We start from the raw sequence: 20,364 nt of genomic DNA, 5'->3' as shown, positions 1-20,364 counted from the left end.
TGTGGGCGAGACTTGCACCGTGGCCCCGACAGACGAGACCGCACAGGTCGCCCAGCAGGCATCACCGTTCGGCACGACGCCGCCCACCGGCCCCCCGGCCGGGGACACAGCCGCGCCCGGCGGGCGCATGCCGCGCTGGCTGCCGCGCGCCATGGTGCTCGCCCTCGCGCTCGTCGCTGTCTTCCAGCTGGGCAGTTGGGCGTTCCACCAGCTCACCAGCCTGCTGATCAACATTCTCATCGCGTTCTTCCTGGCTCTCGCGATAGAGCCCGCGGTGAGCTGGATGGCCTCGCGCGGCATGCGCCGGGGACTGGCCACCTTCCTCGTCTTCTTCGGTGCGACGATCGCGATCGCCGGATTCATCACGCTGCTGGGCTCGATGCTCGCGGGCCAGATCATCAAGATGGTCGAGGGCTTCCCCGACTACCTCGACTCGGTCATCAACTGGATCAACACGCACTTCCACATGGACCTGAGACGGGTGGACATCCAGGACAGCCTGGTCCACTCCGACTGGCTGCGGAAGTACGTACAGAACAGCGCCACCGGCGTCCTGGACGTGTCCGCGCAGGTGCTGGGCGGACTCTTCAAGCTGCTGACGATCGCGCTGTTCTCGTTCTACTTCGCCGCCGACGGACCGCGGCTGCGGCGCGCGCTGTGCTCGGTGCTGCCGCCCGCCCGGCAGGCCGAGGTGCTGCGCGCGTGGGAGATCGCCGTCGACAAGACCGGCGGCTATCTGTACTCACGCGGTCTGATGGCGCTGATCTCCGGCATTGCGCACTACATCCTGTTGCAGTCCCTGGGCGTGCCCTACGCGCCCGTGCTCGCCGTCTGGGTGGGCCTGGTCTCGCAGTTCATCCCCACGATCGGCACTTATCTCGCGGGCGCCCTGCCGATGCTGATCGCCTTCACGATCGACCCCTGGTACGCGCTGTGGGTGCTCATCTTCGTCGTGGTCTACCAGCAGTTCGAGAACTATGTGCTGCAGCCCAAGCTGACCTCCAAGACCGTCGACATCCACCCCGCGGTCGCCTTCGGGTCGGTCATCGCGGGCACCGCGCTCCTGGGCGCCGTCGGCGCGCTGATCGCCATCCCCGCCGTCGCCACGCTGCAGGCGTTCCTGGGGGCGTACGTGAAGCGCTACGACGTCACGGACGACCCCCGAGTGCACGGCCACCGCAGCCGGGACTCGGGCACCTTCCTCGCGCGCGTGCGGCGGCTGTTCACCAGGTGAGGACCGCCCACACGCCGGCGCCGACGACGGCCGCCGCGTAGCAGCCGGCCGCCGCGTACATCACCCGCTGCTTGGTCCTGTCGCTCCAAGCGGCGTGCGACAGCAGCCAGGCCAGTGCGGGCAGCACCAGCACGGCGTGCAGGCTCACCCCGTGCAGCGGCTTGAGCGGGGCCGTCGAGTGGTACGCCGCCTCCTGGTGGCCGGTCCGGGTCAGGAGGACCCCGCGCGCGATCATCGCGGCGCCCGTCAGCAGGGCGACGAGCAGGATCGCGAACCCGGAGCGCAGCGCGAGCGGCATCCCCAGGGGGCCTGCGGGGCGGTTCCGGAACGAGGCCGCCGCGAACACGGTGAGCAGCACCACGAGAACCCCGCCGCCCACCGCGAGCGTCATGGACACCGCCGTGTCGAAGCCGGTCTCCATGTTGAGATGCGAGGGCACCCGACGCCACGCCTGCAGGGTGATCCCGCCCACTTCCACGACACAGTCGGCGGCGAACACCACGAGCAGCGTGGTGCGCAGCCTCGGCCCGACGCGCAGATACGACGTGACCCACGTGATCGCGATCAGTGTCAGCCCGAAGGAGAGCCCGAAGGTGACCGGCTTGCGCCAGGAGACGGGCCCGTCCCAGGGGCCACCGTCGACGGCGAAGACCACCAGATGCACGCATCCCGAGAGGACGAGCAGGGCACCGGTCGCGTAGCAGAGCCGCTCGGCCGGGCGGAACGTGAGCTTCGAGGGTGTCTGCGTGCGCTTCAAGGGTGCCCGGGACCTCATGGTTTCCATGGCCCAAGCCTCGCGAGCAGGCCTCACGGCGTCGTCGTACGGCCGAAGGCACCTGTCGTACGCCCGGGAGAGTAGCCCGGTACCGGATCGTGCCGGCGGGAAATCCGGGGCACTGTCAGACCGCGAACGTACTCTCGGAGGTGTCGCGTGGTGCGCTTGACACGAAAATCGAACATCCATTCTTATGGAAGCTCCGGCGGAGCTCTCGACGGGGATTTCGGCAGGGTTTTCATGGAGATGTGCCCGAGTTATCCACAGGCCGGACGGGCGTCGGGGCGCATTGTCAGTGGCAGGCGTTAGCGTCTTTGACGTGAAGCGATCGACTCAAGCAAACCGGGTGGAACCCATGGCAGGAACCGACCGCGAGAAGGCGTTGGACGCCGCGCTCGCACAAATTGAACGGCAATTCGGCAAGGGCGCAGTGATGCGCCTGGGCGAGCGGCCGAATGAGCCCATCGAGGTCATCCCCACCGGGTCGACCGCGCTCGACGTCGCCCTCGGTGTCGGCGGCCTGCCGCGCGGCCGAGTGGTGGAGGTGTACGGCCCGGAGTCCTCCGGTAAGACGACCCTGACCCTGCACGCCGTGGCGAACGCGCAGAAGGCCGGCGGCCAGGTGGCCTTCATCGACGCCGAGCACGCCCTCGACCCCGAGTACGCGAAGAAGCTCGGCGTCGACATCGACAACCTGATCCTGTCGCAGCCGGACAACGGCGAGCAGGCTCTGGAGATCGTGGACATGCTGGTCCGCTCCGGCGCGCTCGACCTCATCGTCATCGACTCCGTCGCCGCCCTGGTGCCGCGCGCGGAGATCGAGGGCGAGATGGGCGACTCGCACGTGGGTCTGCAGGCCCGTCTGATGAGCCAGGCCCTGCGGAAGATCACCAGCGCGCTCAACCAGTCGAAGACCACCGCGATCTTCATCAACCAGCTCCGCGAGAAGATCGGCGTGATGTTCGGCTCCCCGGAGACCACGACGGGTGGCCGGGCGCTGAAGTTCTACGCCTCGGTGCGACTCGACATCCGCCGCATCGAAACGCTGAAGGACGGTACGGACGCGGTCGGCAACCGCACCCGCGTCAAGGTCGTCAAGAACAAGGTCGCGCCGCCCTTCAAGCAGGCCGAGTTCGACATCCTCTACGGCCAGGGCATCAGCCGCGAGGGCGGCCTGATCGACATGGGCGTGGAGCACGGCTTCGTCCGCAAGGCCGGCGCCTGGTACACGTACGAGGGCGACCAGCTCGGTCAGGGCAAGGAGAACGCGCGCAACTTCCTGAAGGACAACCCCGACCTCGCCAACGAGATCGAGAAGAAGATCAAGGAGAAGCTGGGCGTCGGAGTGCGTCCCGTGGAGCCCACCACCGAGCCGGGCGCGGACGCGGCGGTCTCGGCCGCCCCGGGCGAGGCCGCGAAGACGGTGCCCGCTCCGGCGGCCAAGGCCACCAAGCCCAAGGCCGCGGCGGCCAAGAGCTAGTCCATGACGCGACGAACCGACTGGGCCGAGTACGCCTACCCTGCCGACCCGGAGGGGCCAGGGCAGGGGTACCACGGGGGCGACAGTGGCTCGGCCGGAGACGGTGACGGGGGGTACGGCGGCGCGGGAGCGTACGACGGCGGGACGTACGGCCCCGACGACGGGTTCTACGGCGCCGAGCGCGGCGTCGAGGGGTTCTACGGCGGCGATCCGGGCGCCGGTTCGGACGGTGGTCCGGACGGCGAAGCCTCGCCGGACGGAGGCTCGCGGCGCGGTGAACGCCAGCCGGGTGGTCACGGTTCGCCGGGCGGCGCCTCACGCCGAGGCGGCGGTCGGCGTGGTGACGGCGGAGCGCGTGGTGGACGAGGGCGTCGCAGGCGTGGCGGTTTCGGTGAACCGTCCGGCGACCCACAGGACGGAGGCGCCCCCTCCTCGTCGAGGGCCGAGAAGGGGGAGCCCCCAGGGGACCCGGCTGAGCGGGCGCGGGCAATCTGTCTGCGCCTGCTCACCGGGACCCCGCGCACCCGCAAGCAGCTCGCGGACGCACTGCGCAAGCGCGAGATCCCGGACGACGTGGCGGACGAGGTGCTGTCACGGTTCGAGGAGGTCGGCCTGATCAACGACAGTGCCTTCGCGGACGCCTGGGTGGAGTCCCGGCACCACGGCCGGGGTCTGGCCAGGCGGGCTCTCGCCCAGGAGCTGCGGACCAAAGGCGTGGACTCGACGCTGATCGACGAGGCCGTCGGGCAGCTCGACTCCGAGCAGGAGGAGGCGACCGCGCGCGAGCTGGTCGCCCGCAAGCTGCGCTCGACGCGCGGCCTCGACCGCGACAAGCGGTTGCGGCGCCTCGCGGGCATGCTCGCCCGCAAGGGCTACTCCGAAGGCATGGCCCTGCGTGTGGTCCGCCAGGCGCTGGAGGAAGAGGGCGAGGACACGGAGGGGCTAGGGGACGAGGGGTTCTGACCCCAATGAGGGCTCGGAGAGCGTTGGCCCAGCGTTCCCGGGGTGGCCCGGAGCCCTGACCGGCCGCACCGTAATCCGATCCCAAATACACAACCCATCCCGGGCCTTGAACACGGTGGACGCGCGGGGGCGCCGATCGCGTTCAGGGCCCGGACGTATGCCCGGACCCATGCCCGGATGTCTGCCTGATCGCCTGCCGGACGCCGGCCCGGACGCAAGGGCTGAGCTGCTCAACTCCCGCTGGCCGGGGTGGGGTTAACCCCCGGCTGAAGACGCCGGGCCGCCGCAATGCACAGACACCTGTGCACAGACGACTGTGTACCCATGGCACAGGAACCCGGCGCAGAAGAGGAAACACCCCCGAAGGCGCCGCACGCCTCCACCGAGCTCTCCGACCTCGCCACGCTCAAGGCCCTCGCGCAGCCCCGGCGGCAGCGCATGCTCCAGCACCTCACTGTGCACGGCCCCGCCACATCGGCGACGCTCGCCCGGGCGCTGGGACTCAACACCGGAACCACCAGCTACCACCTGCGCGAACTCGCCCGATACGGCTTCGTGGAAGAGCAGGCCGAGGCGAACGGCCACGGCCGGGAGCGCTGGTGGCGGGCCGTCCCCGGTGACCGGCGCTTCCCGCCGCGCAGCCGCCAGAGTCCCGAGATGCGGCTCGTCATGGACGAGTTGAACCACCACGCGTACGCCGCCGACCTCGAACTCTTCGAGCAGATGCAGCTCCAGCCAGGCGCGGGCGAGGATCCCTGGGTCGACGCCCTCCCGTACTCGCGCGGCAGCATCCGGCTGACGCTGCCCGAACTCCGCGCGTTCTTCGAGGAGTACATCGCGCTCCTCAACCGCTACAAGCGCCCGGAAGCCGACACCCCGCCCGACGCGCGCACAGTACTCACCCGGTTCCTCGCCTTCCCGACCCCTGGCGGAGCGCCAGGGAGCCGCCCGGCGCCCCACGGCACGGACCACGACGCGCACCACAACAGAGAAGAGAGCGAACCCTCATGATGCTGCGCTACGCCCTGCGGACCGTCCGAGCCCGCAAGGGCGGCTTTCTCGGCGCCTTCCTCGCCCTGATGTGCGCGGCCGCTCTCATCACCGCCTGCGGCACCCTCCTCGAAACGGGCCTGCGCGGCACGATCCGCAGTGAACGTTATGCCGCGACCCCCGTCGTGGTCTCCGCCGATCAGAACGTCCACCAGACCACCGTCAAGCACAAGAAGGGCAAGACCAAGGTCAAGCACAAGGCCAAGCCCATCGCGGAACGGGCCTGGCTGTCCGGCGACCTGGCGGCACGGTTGCGCCAGGCTCCCGGTGTAGGCCGAGTCATCCCCGAACTGACCTTCCTGGCCCAGCCGTTGGCACCCAGCGGGAGTGTCGACAAGGACCGGCCCGCCTACGGTCACGCCTGGGAGTCCGCCGCGCTGACCCCGTACACACTCATCACCGGCACCGCGCCCGAGGCCGACGGCGACCTCGTCGTCGACCGCCACTTCGCCGAGTGCGCCCACCTCAAGGCCGGCGACCGCCTCACCGTCCAGTCGACGCAGTCCCCGCGCACCTACCGGATCACCGGGATCGCCGAGCCCGCCGCAGCCGTACGCCACCAGACCTCCCTCTTCTTCTCGACCTCCGAGGCCCGGCGGCTGGCCGCGCACCCCGGGCAGGTCACCGCCTTCGGCGTACTGCCCGCTGAGGGCACCGACACCGCTGCCCTCAAGCAGTCCGTCGCCAAGGCACTGCACGGCACCACCGCGCAGGTCAGCGCGGGAGACGGCCGTGGCCCGGTCGAGTTCCTGGACGCGGCCGCCGCCCGGACAAAGCTGGTCAGCATGGGCGGTGCCATGGGCGGCACCTCGCTGCTGGTGGCCGTGCTGGTCGTCGTCGGCACCTTCGCCCTCTCCGTGCAGCAGCGCCATCGCGAACTCGCCCTGTTGCGCGCCATCGCCGCCACGCCGGGCCAGATCCGCGCACTTCTCGGCAGGGAGGCCCTCATCGTCGGGGCTGCCGCCGGTGTGACCGGCGCACTCGCAGGGCTGCCGCTGGGTAGCTGGCTGCACAGCCGGTTCGTCGCCATGGGCGCCGTCCCGGCCACGCTTCAGCACACCGTCAGCGTCTTCCCGCTGTTCGCCGCGGTCGCCGCGACACTCCTCGGCGCCTGGGCCGCCGCGCGTATCTCGTCCCGCCGCATCACCCGGATCCGCCCGGCCGAGGCGCTCGCCGAAGCCCGGGTCGAGCGCACCCGCCCCGCATGGGGACGCATCCTCGCCGGCCTCGCGCTGCTCACCGGCGGTGCCGTCCTCGTCGCCGTGCTCAGCGTGCTGCGCACCGAGCCCGCCTCAACCCCCGTGACCTTCCTTGCCGTTGTGGTCCTCGCCTCCGCTGTGGCACTGCTCGGCCCCCTGCTGGTCAAGGCGGCAGCGGCCGTACTCGCGGGCCCGCTGCGGCTGACCGGTCCCGGCGGCCGTCTTGCCCGCGCCAACCTTCGCGGCAACGCGGCCCGCATGGCCTCCGTCGTCACTCCCCTCACCCTCCTCATCGGTATGACCTGCACGGTTCTCTTCGTCCAGCCGACGCTCGGCGACGCGGCCCGGGCCCAGGCGCGCGAGGGCATCCGCGCCGACTGGGTGCTCGCCGCCCAGGGCCCCGGCGTCCCGGCCGAGGCCGCGCGGCAGTTGCGTACGGGCCACGACGTCGTCACCGAAGTGGTCCGTACGACCGTGCGCGTGGGTCTCGACAAGTACGCGGCCCAGGGCGTCACGCCGGCCGGGCTGACCCGCACCTGGGACCCGGACGTCACGGCGGGCTCCCTGAACGGCCTCAAGGACAGCACCGTCGCGGTCAGTGAACTCGCCGCGGACCAGCTCCACTTGAAGCCCGGCGGCACACTGAAGGTCACCCTCGGCGACGGCACGCCCGTCACGCTCACCGTCGCCGCCGTCTACGCCAAGGGTCTCGGCTTCGGCGACCTCACCTTCGCCCATGACCTGGTCGCGCGCCATGTGGACAACCCGCTCGCCACCTCCGTCCTTGTCACCACCGCCCGTACACAGACACAACTCGCGGCTACTCTCCGTAAGTTCCCGGCGGTCCATGTCCTCGCGCCGGCCGCCGCGGACTCGATCCAGGCCGCCCGCCAGCAGGCGAACGCCGAGGTCAACTACCTCGCCATGGGACTGGTCCTGGCCTTCACCGCCATCGCCGTCGTCAACACGCTGGCCATGTCGGTCTCCGAGCGGGTCCGCGAGTTCGCGATGCTCCGCCTCGCCGGGGCGACTCGTCGGCAGGTACTGCGGATGCTGCGGACCGAGGCGGTGTCGGTGCTGCTGCTCGCCACCGCGCTCGGCAGCGGAATCGCGCTCGCCGTCCTGACCGCGTTCAGCGTCGGCATGACGGGCAGCGCGGCTCCGGCGGTCACACCCCTGTTGTACGTGACGGTCATCGCGGTGGCCGGGGCGCTCGCCCTTGTCGCCTCCGCGCTGCCGGGCCGGGTGGCGTTGCGGGTTCGCCCTGTCACGGTGGCCACGGCCAAGGAGTAAGGGGCGGTACGCAGTGGTGGGCGCCCCTTACATCAAGGGGCGCCCACCACTACGTACGACGTGAAGAACTTTTTCCCTGCGGTCGGGGAAATCCATGGGGCGGCGGCCGCCTAGGCGGCGGTCACCGGGAACCCGGCCGACTTCCAGGCCTGGAATCCGCCGACCAGATCGGTCGCCCGGTGCAGCCCCAACTGCCGCAGCGACACGGCCGCGAGGCTCGACGCGTACCCCTCGTCGCAGAACACGACGATCCGCAGGTCATGGCTCGTGGCCTCCGGGGCGCGGTGGCTGCCTTGGGGGTCGAGCCGCCATTCCAGTTCGTTGCGCTCGACGACGAGGGCGCCGGGGATCAGGCCGTCGCGCTCACGCAGGGCCGCGTAGCGGGTGTCGACCAGGAGCGCCTCGCCCGCCTGCGCGGCTTCGTACGCGTCCTTGGCCTCCACCCGGTCCAGGCCCTCGCGGACCCGCTCCAGCAATTCGTCGATGCCCACGCGCCGGGCGGTCACTGCCAGTCCTCCGGACGCTCGACGTGCTCCAGGCGCAGCACCTGGCCCGTACGGCTGTAGCGGCGGATCTGCGGGAGCGGCGGGTAGTAGGCGTGGACCGAGATCGCGTGCTTCTCAGGGGACTCGTTGAGTACCTCGTGCACGTGGTGGCGGCCGAAGGAGCGGCCCTTGCCCGTCGGCAACGTCCGTTCCCGGTCGATGTCCTCGGCGAGTTCCAGGGTCTTCCAGCCGTCGGCGGGCAGCCGGGCGGCGAGGGAGTTCTCCTTGAGTTCGCCCGACGCGGTGAGGAAGGCGCCGACGGATTCGGCGTGGTCGTGCCAGCCGGTTCCGGTGCCGGGGGGCCAGCCGATGAGCCAGGCCTCGCTGCCGCCCGGGCCTTCGAGGCGCACCCAGGTACGGCCCTCGGGGTCGAGCGGGAGTGAGGCGATCAGCTCGGCGTCGGCGGCAGTGCGGCGTACGAAGTCGAGCAGATCGGCCTGGGTGGGCGTTTGCGGGGGTGCGGAGACAGAGACAGAGGGGGACACAGACACTCGTAACCGTCCTGAGGGTTCGCGTGAAGCGCGCGACGGCACAAGGGCGGCGCGCGAAGGAGGGAGGGATGCGAATTCAGCAGGACGGGCGACACACGCAGCCCGCATAGCGGACGAGGTCCATATGGACCCTCCGCCACAGGCGCACACAGGTGTCGGTCACGATCCGGAGTACACCATGGGGGTGCGGGCCGGTCAACTCACCGTCACCATGTGGACGCTCGGTGACGGTGGCTGCGGTGGACGGCCTGGGGCGGCCGGGCGCGGGGCTTCGACAGCCCGGCTCGTGGGCAGGTCAGGGCGGCGGTACGCGGACTCGGGCAGGGCGGATTCCGGGCGACCCGGCCCACCCGTCACCCCGGGCTCGGACGGCCCCGGTCTCCGCTGGTGGGAGCGTCGCCGCCTGCTCGGCCCCCGTTTCGCCCGCACCAGAAGTTCAGCCCGTGCTCGCCGTGGCCTCCGCCTTTGCCGGTCCGCCCAGTGTCGCCTCGGCCGCCTCGTACAGGTCGGCCGGGCGCACCCCGCTGAAGGCGGTGACCAGGTGGCCGTCGGGACGGACGAGGAGCACGGTGTGGGCGGCCGCGCCTGGATAGCTCTCGGCGACCAGCAGCTCGGCGGGGTGCGGCAGGGCGGTCACGGCGGCCGCGAGCCGGGGCATGATTCCGGCCGTCACCCAGTGTTTCCGTTCCCAGACGCCCGTCCCCGGAGCGATCAGCATCACGAGCAGCACCCCGCGCCCGAGGCGCTCCCGCAGTCGTACGAACGAGCCGTCCTCCGCGGTCACCCGGACATCGACGACCGGGGCTCCGGGCGCGGTGTCCACGGGAGCCGCCGAGTCGGCGTGCGGCGGCGCGAGCGGGGAGTCGGCGTACGCTCCCGGCGCTCCCAGCGGGCCGCGCCCCAGGTGGCCGTCCGTGAGCAGCGTGTCGTGGCCGCGGGCCGACCCGGGGACGTACGAGCGCAGGCCCCCGCCGCCGCGCAGCAGCGGCAACGCCTGGTCGGCGGCGCGCAGCCGGGCGGCGACGACGGCGCGCCGTTCCACCTGGTAGCTGTCCAGCAGCGTCTCGTGCGGCCCGTGGTGCCAGGCCAGCGCCAGCTTCCAGGCGAGGTTGTCCGCGTCCCGCAGTCCCTCGTCCAGGCCCTGGGTGCCGAGCGCGCCCAGCAGGTGTGCGGCGTCCCCCGCGAGGAAGACACGGCCGACCCGCCACCGGCGGGCGAGGCGGTGGTGGACGGTGTGGACTCCGGTGTCGAGCAGTTCGTACGCGGGTGTGGAGCCGCCGCTCCAGCCCGCGAGGGTCTCCCGGATGCGTGCCAACAGCAGGTCGGGCGTGACCAGGTCCTTGCCCGGTGGCAGCAGCCAGTCCAGGCGCCACGCGTCGTCGGCGAGGGGGCGCGCGGTCACCTCCCCGGCCGAGGGGCCCGACGTCCGCCACGGCGGCATCCGATGCAACAACGCCTCGCCGGGCCACGGAAGTTCCGTACGCAGCGCAGCGACGGCGTGTCGTTCGACGGCGGTACGTCCGGGGAAGCGGATGTCCTGGAGTTTGCGCACCGTCGAGCGCGGTCCGTCGCAGCCGACGAGATAACTGCCGCGCCACCAGGTGCCCTTGCCGCCCCGGGTGTGCGCGGTGACGCCCGACGTCTCCTGCTCGATGGAGTCGAGGCGGCTGTTCACGGCGACCTTGATCAGCCGCTCGTGGACGATCGCGTCGCGCAGAGCCCCGGTCAGCGCGTGCTGGGCGATGTGCAGCGGGGCGGCGTACTGCTCGGTGTCCGCGGAGCCTTCCGCGTCCCTGGACGCGTGAATGTCCCTGGAGCCCTGTGCGCCACTGGTGCCGGCCGTGCGCCTGGAGCTCTCCGCGTCGGAGGAACCCTGCGTGTCGAACGCGATCTCACGCATCACCTGCTTGCGCCGCATCGACCGCCATCCGGCCCAACGGAAACCGGCCTCGGAGAGCGGGAAGCCGGTGAGCCGCTCGACGAGCGCGGCCGTGTCCTCGCGCAGGACGACCGTCCGCGCGGGCCTTTGTTCGTCCTTGCCCGGGCCCTCGTCGAGGACCACGGAAGGGACCTCCTGGCGGGCGAGCGCAAGGGCGAGCGTGAGCCCCACGGGCCCTGCTCCGACGATGATCACCGGGTCCACGGCGCGGTGCCCCCTGCCCGGAGCGGTGTCCTGAGGGACGTAGAGGAACAGGCAGTTGGAGCGGGGTGCACGATCACAGAACGTATGCAACCCATTGCCGGTGCTTGCGTCAAGTGACGGAGGCAGCGGCCGTCACGCCACTGCCTCCGTGCGGCTCATGTCACTTGACTGTTCATCGGATGGCGCCGTCGGCACCGGTTCCGAAGCTGCCCCTCACCTCGGCGGGGTTGAGCTCCACCTCATCGGCGCCGAGGACCGCGCCCGTGCTCTTCTTGCCGCGCCGCAGCCTGCCCTCCAGCCAGCTCGCGAAGCTGGTGAGGGCGAAGTTCAGCACGATGAAGATGGCCGCCACCACGATGAAGCTCGCGATGACGTTGGCGTAGTTGGCCGCGAGCGTGCTGCGCGAGTTGAGCAGCTCGGGGAACGTCAGCAGGACGCCGCCCAGCGCTGTGTCCTTCACGATGACGACGAGCTGGCCGACGATGGCCGGCAGCATGACGGTGACGGCCTGCGGGAGCAGGATGCTCGTCATTGTCTGACCCTTGCGCAGACCGACCGCGTAGGCGGCCTCCGTCTGCCCCTTGGGGAGGGCCAGGATTCCGGCGCGTACGACCTCGGCGAGGACCGAGGCGTTGTAGAGCACCAGGCCGGTGACGACGGCGTACAGGGGCCGTTCTTCGCTGGGGATGTCCGTGGAGCGGACGTAGAGCTCGTTGGCGAACAGCATCAGCAGCAGCACCGGGATCGACCGGAAGAACTCGACCACCACACCGGCCGGAGCCCGGACCCACCGGTGGTCGGACAGGCGTGCGATACCGAAGAGCGCGCCCAGCGGAAGGGCGATGACCATGGCGAGTGCCGCGGCCTTCAGCGTGTTGGCGAGGCCCGGCAGCAGATACGTCGTCCAGGCGTCCGACGTGGTGAACGGCTCCCAAAGGGACCACTTCAGCTGGCCCTTGTCGTCCATCGTCCGCCAGATCCACCACAGGAAGAGGGCGAGCAGGACGAAGAAGCCCACTGAGAAGATCACATTGCGCCGCTTGGCGCGGGGGCCGGGGGCGTCGTAGAGGACGGAGGTCATCGCTTCACCGCCAGTCGCTTGCCGAGCCAGCCGAGGATGAGGCCGGTGGGCAGGGTCAGTACCACGAACCCGAGGGCGAAGACGGCGGCGATGGCCAGCGTCTGGGCCTCGTTCTCGATCATCGTCTTCATCAGGGTGGCTGCCTCGGCCACGCCGATGGCGGCGGCCACGGTCGTGTTCTTGGTCAGCGCGATCAGTACGTTGGCCAGCGGGACGATGACCGAACGGAAGGCCTGCGGCAGCACGATGAGCCGCAGGCTCTGGCTGAAGCTCAGCCCGATGGCGCGTGCCGCCTCCGCCTGGCCGACGGGCACGGTGTTGATGCCGGAGCGCAGTGCCTCGCAGACGAAGGCCGCGTGATAGACGACCAGGCTGAGCACCGCCAGCCGGAAGCCCTGGAGCTTGAAGTCGTCGGGCGCGCCCATCGTCATACCGAAGATGTCGGCGAGACCGAGCGAGCTGAAGACGATGATGACCGTCAGGGGGATGTTCCGGACGATGTTCACATAGGCGGTGCCGAACCCGCGCATGAGCGGGACCGGGCTGACGCGCATCGCGGCCAGCACGGTGCCCAGGATGAGGGAGCCGACGGCGGAGAGGGCGGTGAGTTTCACCGTCGTCCAGAACGCCCCGAGGACGTCGTAACCTTCAAGAAAGTCGAACACGATCTCCCGCGCTTCCGGGTGTGTGGCGTACGTGGCGGACGCGGCGCGCCGCCGCCGTGATCGCGGCGGGCGGCGGCGCGCCTGCGGAACCCTGCGTTGCCTGCGGATTCCAGGGTTACTTGACGATGACGCCGATCTTCGGGGCCGGCTCGTTCTTGTAGTTGGCCGGACCGAAGTTCGCGGCGACCGCCTTCTGCCAGGAGCCGTCGCTGACCATCTTCTCCAGGGCGGTGTTGATCTTGTTCACGGTCGCGGTGTCGCCCTTCTTGACGCCGATGCCGTAGTTCTCGTTGCTCAGCTTGAGACCGGCGAGCTTGAACTGACCCTTGTACTTGTCCTGCGCGGCGAAGCCCGCGAGGATCGAGTCGTCGGTGGTCACCGCGTCCACGGCGCCGCTCTGCAGAGCGGCGATGCACTCCGAGTAGCCGCTGTACTCCTTCAGCTGGGCCTTCGGGGCGATCGTGTCGTGGACGTTCTGCGCCGAGGTGGAGCCGGTCACGGAACACAGCTTCTTGCCGTTGAGGTCCGTGCCCTTGGAGATGTCGGAGCCCGTCTTGACCAACAGGTCCTGGTGGGCCAGCAGGTAGGGGCCGGCGAAGTCGACCTTCTGCTTGCGCTCGTCGGTGATCGAGTACGTGGCCGCGATGAACTTCACGTCGCCGCGGGCCAGCGCGTTCTCACGGTCGGCGCTCTTGGTCTCGACGAACTCGATCTGATCGGGCTTGTAGCCGAGTTGCTTGGCCACGTACGTTGCCACGTCCACGTCGAAGCCGGCGTAGGAACCGTCCGGCTGCTTCAGGCCGAGGCCGGGCTGGTCGAACTTGATGCCGACCTTGATCTTGCCGCCGCCGCTGGAGCTGGAACCGGAGTCCTTGCTGTCGTCGCCCCCACAGGCGGTGGCGGTCAGCGCGAGGGCGAGCACAGCGGCCGAAGCGGCGGTGACCTTGCGGAGCTTCATGATGAACATCCTTTGAGTGGTGAAGAGGTGCGGTCCGTCGAGGGCGGGTGACGCGGATCGGCAGGGGCGCGACGGGGCCGTCAGTGATGCAGGATCTTCGACAGGAAGTCCTTGGCGCGGTCACTGCGGGGATTGCTGAAGAACTGGTCCGGCACAGCCTCTTCGACGATCCGACCGTCGGCCATGAACACCACTCGGTTGGCAGCCGAACGAGCGAAGCCCATCTCATGGGTGACGACGATCATGGTCATGCCGTCACGCGCGAGCTGCTGCATGACCTCCAGGACCTCGTTGATCATCTCGGGGTCCAGCGCGGAGGTCGGCTCGTCGAAGAGCATGACCTTGGGGTCCATCGCCAGCGCCCGCGCGATCGCGACGCGCTGCTGCTGGCCGCCCGACAGCTGTGCGGGGTACTTGTCCGCCTGCGTGCCGACACCGACGCGGTCGAGCAGCGCGCGGGCCTTCTCCTCGGCCGCCTTCTTGTCGGTCTTGCGCACCTTGATCTGACCCAGCATCACGTTCTCGAGCACCGTCTTGTGCGAGAAGAGATTGAAGGACTGGAAGACCATGCCCACGTCGGCCCGCAGCCGGGCGAGCGCCTTACCCTCTTCGGGCAGCGGCTTGCCGTCGATCGAGATGTCGCCCGAATCGATCGTCTCCAGGCGGTTGATGGTGCGGCACAGGGTGGACTTTCCGGACCCGGAGGGCCCGATGACCACGACGACCTCGCCGCGGGCGATCGTCAGGTCGATGTCCTGGAGCACGTGCAACGCGCCGAAGTGCTTGTTGACGCTCTTCAGGACGACCAATTCCTCGGTCGCGGCCACGGCATCCTTGGCCACCGATACTTCGGTCATCGCTTTTGGGCTCCGTCCTCCTCGGTTTCGGAGGACAGTAGTGAGCCCTTACGACCAGCGTCATTACATCTGAGGGGAACTTGAGCATCACGATCCGGTAGCAATCGGGCACGTGTCGTAGTGGCCCTGTGCGGTCGCGTACCGGCTGCGTAACGGAAGCCCTTCGCAACCCGAAGCCACTTGACGCCGTCCTTGTCCATCGGCGTGACTTCCATGGTGCACGCGTGCGTGCAGCGCGTTCTACAAGCCGAGACCGTACGACCAATGAACCGGAGGGGGCCGGAATGAGACTGCTCCTCGTCGAGGACGACAACCATGTCGCCGCCGCCCTGTCCGCGGTGCTGGCCCGGCACGGCTTCGACGTCACGCATGCCCGCAGCGGCGAAGAGGCCCTGCAGGCACTGGTCCCGGAGAGCGACGGGTTCGGGGTCGTCCTGCTCGACCTGGGCCTGCCCGACCAGGACGGATACGAGGTCTGCGGCAAGATCCGCAAGCGGACCAGCACCCCGGTGATCATGGTCACCGCGCGCGCCGACGTGCGCTCCCGGATCCACGGCCTCAACCTCGGCGCTGACGACTACGTAGTGAAGCCCTACGACACGGGGGAGCTGCTCGCCCGTATCCACGCCGTCAGCCGGCGCAGTGCCGCGGACGACGCCTCGGCCGCCGGCGACACCGCGCTGCGGCTCGGCCCTGTGCACATCGAACTCCCCAACCGCCAGGTCACGGTGGACGGTTTGGTTGTCCAACTGACGCGCAAGGAGTTCGACCTTCTCGCGCTGCTGGCCCAGCGGCCCGGAGTGGTGTTCCGCCGGGAACAGATCATCAGCGAAGTGTGGCGCACCAGTTGGGAGGGGACCGGGCGCACCCTGGAGGTGCATGTCGCATCCCTGCGCTCCAAGTTGCGCATGCCGGCGCTGATCGAGACCGTACGCGGCGTCGGGTACCGGCTCGTCGCCCCGGCGTCGTAGCGGGCACGGGTGCGCACACGTCTTCTCCCGCTGCTCATCGTCCTGATGGCCGCCGTGCTGCTCGCGCTTGGCATTCCGCTCGCCGTGAGTGTCGCGGCGGCTCAGCAGCAACGGGTGGTCGTCGACCGCATCGACGACACGGCGCGCTTCGCGGCGCTCGCGCAGTTCGTCACCGACCCGGCGACCGCTTCCTCGGGAACCTTCCCCGACGAGCGCCGCGAGACCCTGCGCAAGGAACTCGCCCGCTACTACAGCGTGTACGGCATCCGGGCCGGTGTCTTCTACCGCAACGGCACGGCCATGGCCAACGCGCCGGATGCCTGGCTCCTCCCCAAGACGGGTGAGGGACGCGACGCCTTCAACGAGGCGCGCCTGAGCCGTCGCAGCCATGACCCGCGGCAGGTCTGGCCGTGGCAGCGCCACCGTCTCGTCGTGGCCTCCCCGGTGATCAGGGACGGCGACGTCATGGCCGTCGTCGTCACCGACTCGCCCACCGGGCAGATGCGTTCGAAGACCCTGCACGGCTGGCTGATCATCGGCGCGGGCGAGGTGTTCGCGATGCTCCTCGCCCTCGGTGCCGCGCTGCGCCTCACCGGCTGGGTGCTCAGACCCGTACGCGTCCTCGACGCCACCACCCACGACATCGCGACCGGACGCCTGAAGTCCCGGGTCGCGGCCGCCGGCGGTCCACCGGAACTCAGGCGCCTGGCCCGGTCGTTCAACGAGATGGCGGACAACGTCGAGGACGTGCTGGAGCAGCAGCGCGCCTTCGTCGCCGACGCCTCGCACCAGCTGCGCAACCCGCTCTCCGCGCTGCTGCTGCGCATCGAGCTGCTCGCCCTCGAACTGCCGGAGGGCAATGAGGAGATCGCCTCGGTCCGCACCGAGGGCAAGCGCCTCGCCCAGGTCCTCGACGACCTCCTCGACCTGGCGCTCGCCGAGCACGCCGAGGCGGACCTGTGCCTCACCGACATCGGCGCGCTCACGGCCGAGCGCGTGTCGTCCTGGCAGCCGCTCGCCGAGAGCAAGGGCGTGCGGCTGGCGGGGACCTGCCCGGCCACCACCGCCTGGGCCGATCCCATCACGCTGTCGAGCGCCCTGGACGCGGTGATCGACAACGCGTTGAAGTTCACGCCCGAGGGGGAGAGCGTCGAGGTGAAGGTCGCCTCGAACGGCGAGGTCTCGACCGTCGTGGTCACCGACGGCGGCCCCGGCCTCAGCGACGAGGACCTGGCCCGCATCGGCGACCGCTTCTGGCGCAGCACCGGGCACCAGAACATCAAGGGATCGGGCCTCGGTCTGTCGATCTCACGCGTGCTGCTCTCGGCGGGCGGCGGCTCCATCGCGTACGCCCACAACGAGCCGCACGGCCTGAGGGTGACGGTGACGGTGCCGAGGTCGGGGCCGGCCACCTGAGCGGCTCGCCGGGGACCGGGGAGCGCCGACGAGATACGCATGCCGCACCACGTGAACGGCTATGCGAGGCGAACGGCTAAGGCTTGATCGACCGGTAGTAGCGTCGCGCGCCTTCGTGCAGCGGCAGCGGATCCGTGTAGATCGCCGTGCGCAGGTCCACCAGCTGCGCCGCGTGCACCCGGGCGCCGATGTGGTCGCGGCTGGCGATCACCGTGCGGGTGAGGGCCTCGGTGAGGTTCGCGTCCGCGTCCTCCCGGGTGATCAGGAAGTTGGCCACGGCCAGCGTCTGCACGGACGAGCCGCGCTGCGCCTTGGGGTAGGCATCGGCGGGCATCACCGCGGCCCGGTAGTAGCGGGCGGCGTCGCCCTGCTCGTGCAGCTTCTTGATCAGGCCACTGCCGATCGGCACCAGCCTGATGTCGTACGCCTTCGAGAGCTCCAGCACGGGGCTCGTCGGGAGGCCACCCGACCAGAAGAAGGCGTCGATCTTGTGCTGTTTCAGCAGGTCGGGCATGGTCGCGATGCCGTCGGCCAGCGGCTCGATGTCCTTGTCGGGGTCGAGTCCGGCCGCCTGGAGCACATGGTTCGCTATCAGCCGCACCCCGGAGCCACTCGGCCCCACGGCGACCTTCTTGCCCCGTAGGTCCGCCACGGACCGTACGGACGACGAGCGCGGGACGACCAGGTGCACATAGTCGTCGTAGAGCCGGGCGCAGCCGCGCAGCCGGCCCGATCCCGGCTTGTTCTGCAGTATGTACGTCTCCACCGCGTCGGCCGCCGCGATGGTGAAGTCGGCCTTGCCCGTCGCCACACGCCGGACGTTCTCCTGCGACCCGTCGCTGTCCAGCAGCTGTACGTCCAGGCGCGGCATGTCCTTGGCGATGGCACCCTTGAGGAGCTTGCCGTACTTCTGGTAGACCCCGGTCGGGCTGCCCGTACTGAAGGTGATCGTCCCGCTCGGGGACTCCTCGCCCAGCGGCAGCAGCCACCACAGCAGCAGCCCGAAGACCGCGAAAGCGGCCGCCGAGCCGAACAGCGCGCGGCGCCGGCCGATACGGGGGAGTGCCTGGAACATGCGCGCGATCCTGCCAGCACGGGGGCGGTCCTGACCAGGGCGGGGCTCTGACCTGGCCAGGGTGCCGAAGCCGTCGGGCGCTCCAGGGGCCCGGCCTCCCGTCGATAGGCTCGTCGGATGCAGCCCTCTCCCGCCTCCCTGGTCCGTGAATTCCACCGCGCCTTCGGCCTCGACGCCCGCAGCACGCCGACAGAGGTCTCCCCGGAGCTGGCCGCCCACCGTGGCGAGCTGCTCGCCGAGGAGGCCGCGGAAGTCGCCGAGGTCTCGGTCACCGGCCCGCTGGACCGGCTGGCGCACGAGCTGGCCGACGTCGTGTACGTGGCGTACGGCACCGCGCTCGTCCACGGGATCGACCTCGACGCCGTGATCGCCGAGGTCCACCGGTCCAACATGACGAAGCTGGGCCCCGACGGCCGGGTCGCCCGCAGGGACGACGGCAAGGTCCTCAAGGGGGAGCACTACCGTGCCCCGGATGTCTCGGAGATCCTCCGCAGCCAGGGCTGGAGGGCCGCTGAGGCATAGGGCGACGGGAGCCACTCCGGGCACCGCCTACCCTTGTCACATGAGCAGCAGCGACCGGAGCCAGGCAGTGGACGTTCAGGAACCCAAGACTTACGAAGTACGCACTTACGGGTGCCAGATGAACGTCCACGACTCCGAACGGCTCTCGGGGCTCCTGGAGGGCGCCGGTTACGTGCGCGCGCCCGAGGGTTCGGACGGTGACGCGGACGTCGTCGTCTTCAACACCTGCGCCGTACGGGAGAACGCCGACAACCGGCTGTACGGCAACCTCGGCCGCCTCGCCCCGATGAAGACGAAGCGTCCCGGGATGCAGATCGCCGTCGGCGGCTGCCTCGCGCAGAAGGACCGCGACACCATCGTGAAGAAGGCGCCCTGGGTGGACGTCGTCTTCGGGACGCACAACATCGGCAAGCTGCCGGTCCTCCTGGAGCGCGCCCGCGTCCAGGAAGAGGCGCAGGTCGAGATCGCCGAGTCGCTCGAGGCGTTCCCGTCGACGCTGCCGACCCGCCGCGAGAGCGCCTACGCCGCCTGGGTCTCCATCTCGGTCGGCTGCAACAACACCTGCACCTTCTGCATCGTCCCGGCGCTGCGCGGCAAGGAGAAGGACCGCAGGACCGGCGACATCCTGGCCGAGATCGAGGCTCTGGTCGGCGAGGGCGTCTCCGAGATCACGCTGCTCGGGCAGAACGTCAACGCTTACGGCAGCGACATCGGCGACCGCGAGGCCTTCAGCAAGCTGCTGCGGGCCTGCGGGCAGATCGAGGGTCTGGAGCGCGTGCGCTTCACCTCGCCGCACCCGCGCGACTTCACCGACGACGTGATCGCCGCCATGGCGGAGACGCCGAACGTGATGCCGCAGCTGCACATGCCGATGCAGTCCGGCTCGGACACGGTCCTGAAGGCGATGCGCCGCTCGTACCGCCAGGACCGCTACCTGGGGATCATCGAGAAGGTGCGGGCCGCCATCCCGCACGCGGCGATCACCACCGACATCATCGTGGGCTTCCCCGGCGAGACCGAGGAGGACTTCGAGCAGACCCTCCACGCGGTCCGCGAGGCCCGCTTCGCGCAGGCGTTCACCTTCCAGTACTCCAAGCGCCCCGGAACCCCGGCGGCCACCATGGAGGGGCAGATTCCCAAGGAGGTCGTCCAGGCGCGCTACGAGCGTCTCGTCGCCCTCCAGGAGGAGATCTCCTGGGACGAGAACAAGAAGCAGGTCGGCCGCACCCTGGAGCTGATGGTCGCCGAGGGCGAGGGCCGCAAGGACGGCGCCACGCACCGCCTCTCCGGCCGCGCCCCCGACAACCGCCTGGTCCACTTCACCAAGCCCGACGAAGAGGTGCGCCCCGGCGACGTGGTCACGGTCGAGATCACGTACGCCGCCCCGCACCACCTCCTCGCCGAGGGCACCGCCCTGAACGTGCGCCGCACGCGCGCGGGGGACGCCTGGGAGAAGCGCAACGCCGCGGAGGCCGCGAAGCCGGCGGGTGTGATGCTGGGGCTGCCGAAGATCGGCGCTCCCGCGCCGCTGCCGGTCGCCACAGGCAGTGGGTGCGGCTGCGACTGAGTTCCTGAACTCACGGACGTGCCGATCGAGACGTACTGACCGAGGAGTGACGCTCGGCCGCTCAGCGGGGTTACGCTGC

The 20,364-nt window shown here is 70.1% G+C and carries 19 protein-coding genes; 9 read left to right on the top strand and 10 right to left on the bottom strand.

The window, feature by feature from the left end:
* The first annotated feature begins 19 nt into the window (after positions 1-19).
* Entirely contained in the window at positions 20-1,234 is a 1,215-nt protein-coding gene (locus tag OIC96_RS12795) for an AI-2E family transporter (protein WP_330307706.1), read from the top strand.
* Here OIC96_RS12795 and OIC96_RS12790 read toward each other — a convergent pair.
* Positions 1,224-2,009 (bottom strand): hypothetical protein, encoded by a 786-nt coding sequence (locus OIC96_RS12790; RefSeq protein WP_330310310.1) that lies wholly within the window; start codon positions 2,007-2,009, stop codon positions 1,224-1,226. The two genes, OIC96_RS12795 and OIC96_RS12790, sit on opposite strands and share 11 nt — an antisense overlap.
* 355 nt (positions 2,010-2,364) lie before the next feature.
* On the opposite strand from OIC96_RS12790, the gene recA reads away from it, so the two are divergent.
* The 4 genes from recA to OIC96_RS12770 all read left to right on the top strand — a co-directional run bounded on the left by recA (position 2,365) and on the right by OIC96_RS12770 (position 7,994).
* Positions 2,365-3,489 (top strand): recombinase RecA, encoded by a 1,125-nt coding sequence (recA, locus tag OIC96_RS12785; RefSeq protein ID WP_330307707.1) that lies wholly within the window; start codon positions 2,365-2,367, stop codon positions 3,487-3,489.
* Between the two features lie 3 nt (positions 3,490-3,492).
* Positions 3,493-4,452, top strand: coding sequence for a recombination regulator RecX (recX, locus tag OIC96_RS12780; protein WP_330307708.1), 960 nt, complete (start codon positions 3,493-3,495; stop codon positions 4,450-4,452).
* Between the two features lie 324 nt (positions 4,453-4,776).
* Positions 4,777-5,463: an ArsR/SmtB family transcription factor gene (locus tag OIC96_RS12775; RefSeq protein ID WP_330307709.1), complete on the top strand. Its 687-nt coding sequence runs from the start codon at positions 4,777-4,779 to the stop codon at positions 5,461-5,463.
* Positions 5,460-7,994, top strand: coding sequence for an ABC transporter permease (locus OIC96_RS12770; protein ID WP_330307710.1), 2,535 nt, complete (start codon positions 5,460-5,462; stop codon positions 7,992-7,994). The genes OIC96_RS12775 and OIC96_RS12770 overlap by 4 nt, the downstream gene beginning before the upstream one ends.
* 110 nt (positions 7,995-8,104) lie before the next feature.
* Here the strand turns inward: OIC96_RS12770 and OIC96_RS12765 are convergent, their stop codons facing one another.
* The 8 genes from OIC96_RS12765 to OIC96_RS12730 form a co-directional block, all read right to left on the bottom strand.
* Complete coding sequence (locus OIC96_RS12765) at positions 8,105-8,500, bottom strand: rhodanese-like domain-containing protein (RefSeq protein ID WP_330307711.1); 396 nt, start codon at positions 8,498-8,500, stop codon at positions 8,105-8,107.
* Positions 8,497-9,030 (bottom strand): cysteine dioxygenase, encoded by a 534-nt coding sequence (locus tag OIC96_RS12760; RefSeq protein ID WP_330307712.1) that lies wholly within the window; start codon positions 9,028-9,030, stop codon positions 8,497-8,499. Before OIC96_RS12760 ends, OIC96_RS12765 begins: the two co-directional genes overlap by 4 nt.
* 76 nt (positions 9,031-9,106) lie before the next feature.
* Entirely contained in the window at positions 9,107-9,178 is a 72-nt protein-coding gene (locus OIC96_RS12755; protein ID WP_309544753.1) for a putative leader peptide, read from the bottom strand.
* Positions 9,179-9,466: 288 nt separating this feature from the next.
* Complete coding sequence (locus OIC96_RS12750; RefSeq protein WP_330307713.1) at positions 9,467-11,173, bottom strand: FAD-dependent monooxygenase; 1,707 nt, start codon at positions 11,171-11,173, stop codon at positions 9,467-9,469.
* Positions 11,174-11,345: 172 nt separating this feature from the next.
* Positions 11,346-12,254, bottom strand: a complete 909-nt coding sequence (locus OIC96_RS12745; protein WP_330307714.1) for an amino acid ABC transporter permease — start codon at positions 12,252-12,254, stop codon at positions 11,346-11,348.
* Positions 12,251-12,919 carry an amino acid ABC transporter permease gene (locus OIC96_RS12740; protein ID WP_330307715.1) on the bottom strand — a complete coding sequence of 223 codons (669 nt, stop codon included), beginning with the start codon at positions 12,917-12,919 and terminating at the stop codon, positions 12,251-12,253. The genes OIC96_RS12745 and OIC96_RS12740 overlap by 4 nt, the downstream gene beginning before the upstream one ends.
* 115 nt (positions 12,920-13,034) lie before the next feature.
* The gene (locus OIC96_RS12735) at positions 13,035-13,877 is read right to left on the bottom strand and encodes a glutamate ABC transporter substrate-binding protein (RefSeq protein WP_330307716.1); all 843 of its coding nucleotides are present in this window, start codon (positions 13,875-13,877) and stop codon (positions 13,035-13,037) included.
* A gap of 80 nt (positions 13,878-13,957) precedes the next feature.
* On the bottom strand, positions 13,958-14,734 hold the full coding sequence (locus tag OIC96_RS12730; RefSeq protein WP_330307717.1) for an amino acid ABC transporter ATP-binding protein: 777 nt from the start codon (positions 14,732-14,734) through the stop codon (positions 13,958-13,960).
* A gap of 284 nt (positions 14,735-15,018) precedes the next feature.
* On the opposite strand from OIC96_RS12730, the gene OIC96_RS12725 reads away from it, so the two are divergent.
* Both OIC96_RS12725 and OIC96_RS12720 read left to right on the top strand, forming a co-directional pair.
* Positions 15,019-15,705 carry a response regulator transcription factor gene (locus tag OIC96_RS12725; protein WP_330307718.1) on the top strand — a complete coding sequence of 229 codons (687 nt, stop codon included), beginning with the start codon at positions 15,019-15,021 and terminating at the stop codon, positions 15,703-15,705.
* A gap of 9 nt (positions 15,706-15,714) precedes the next feature.
* Positions 15,715-17,121 carry a sensor histidine kinase gene (locus OIC96_RS12720; RefSeq protein ID WP_330307719.1) on the top strand — a complete coding sequence of 469 codons (1,407 nt, stop codon included), beginning with the start codon at positions 15,715-15,717 and terminating at the stop codon, positions 17,119-17,121.
* Positions 17,122-17,197: 76 nt separating this feature from the next.
* Here the strand turns inward: OIC96_RS12720 and OIC96_RS12715 are convergent, their stop codons facing one another.
* Entirely contained in the window at positions 17,198-18,196 is a 999-nt protein-coding gene (locus tag OIC96_RS12715) for a TAXI family TRAP transporter solute-binding subunit (RefSeq protein ID WP_330307720.1), read from the bottom strand.
* Between the two features lie 117 nt (positions 18,197-18,313).
* On the opposite strand from OIC96_RS12715, the gene OIC96_RS12710 reads away from it, so the two are divergent.
* Positions 18,314-18,718: a MazG nucleotide pyrophosphohydrolase domain-containing protein gene (locus OIC96_RS12710; RefSeq protein ID WP_330307721.1), complete on the top strand. Its 405-nt coding sequence runs from the start codon at positions 18,314-18,316 to the stop codon at positions 18,716-18,718.
* 40 nt (positions 18,719-18,758) lie between these two features.
* Positions 18,759-20,285 carry a tRNA (N6-isopentenyl adenosine(37)-C2)-methylthiotransferase MiaB gene (gene miaB / locus OIC96_RS12705; protein WP_330307722.1) on the top strand — a complete coding sequence of 509 codons (1,527 nt, stop codon included), beginning with the start codon at positions 18,759-18,761 and terminating at the stop codon, positions 20,283-20,285.
* Positions 20,286-20,364: the final 79 nt, after the last annotated feature.

The sequence above is a fragment of the Streptomyces sp. NBC_00775 genome, from assembly GCF_036347135.1.
Lineage (GTDB): Bacteria > Actinomycetota > Actinomycetes > Streptomycetales > Streptomycetaceae > Streptomyces > Streptomyces lutosisoli.
This window is presented reverse-complemented; position numbering and strand designations above follow the sequence as displayed.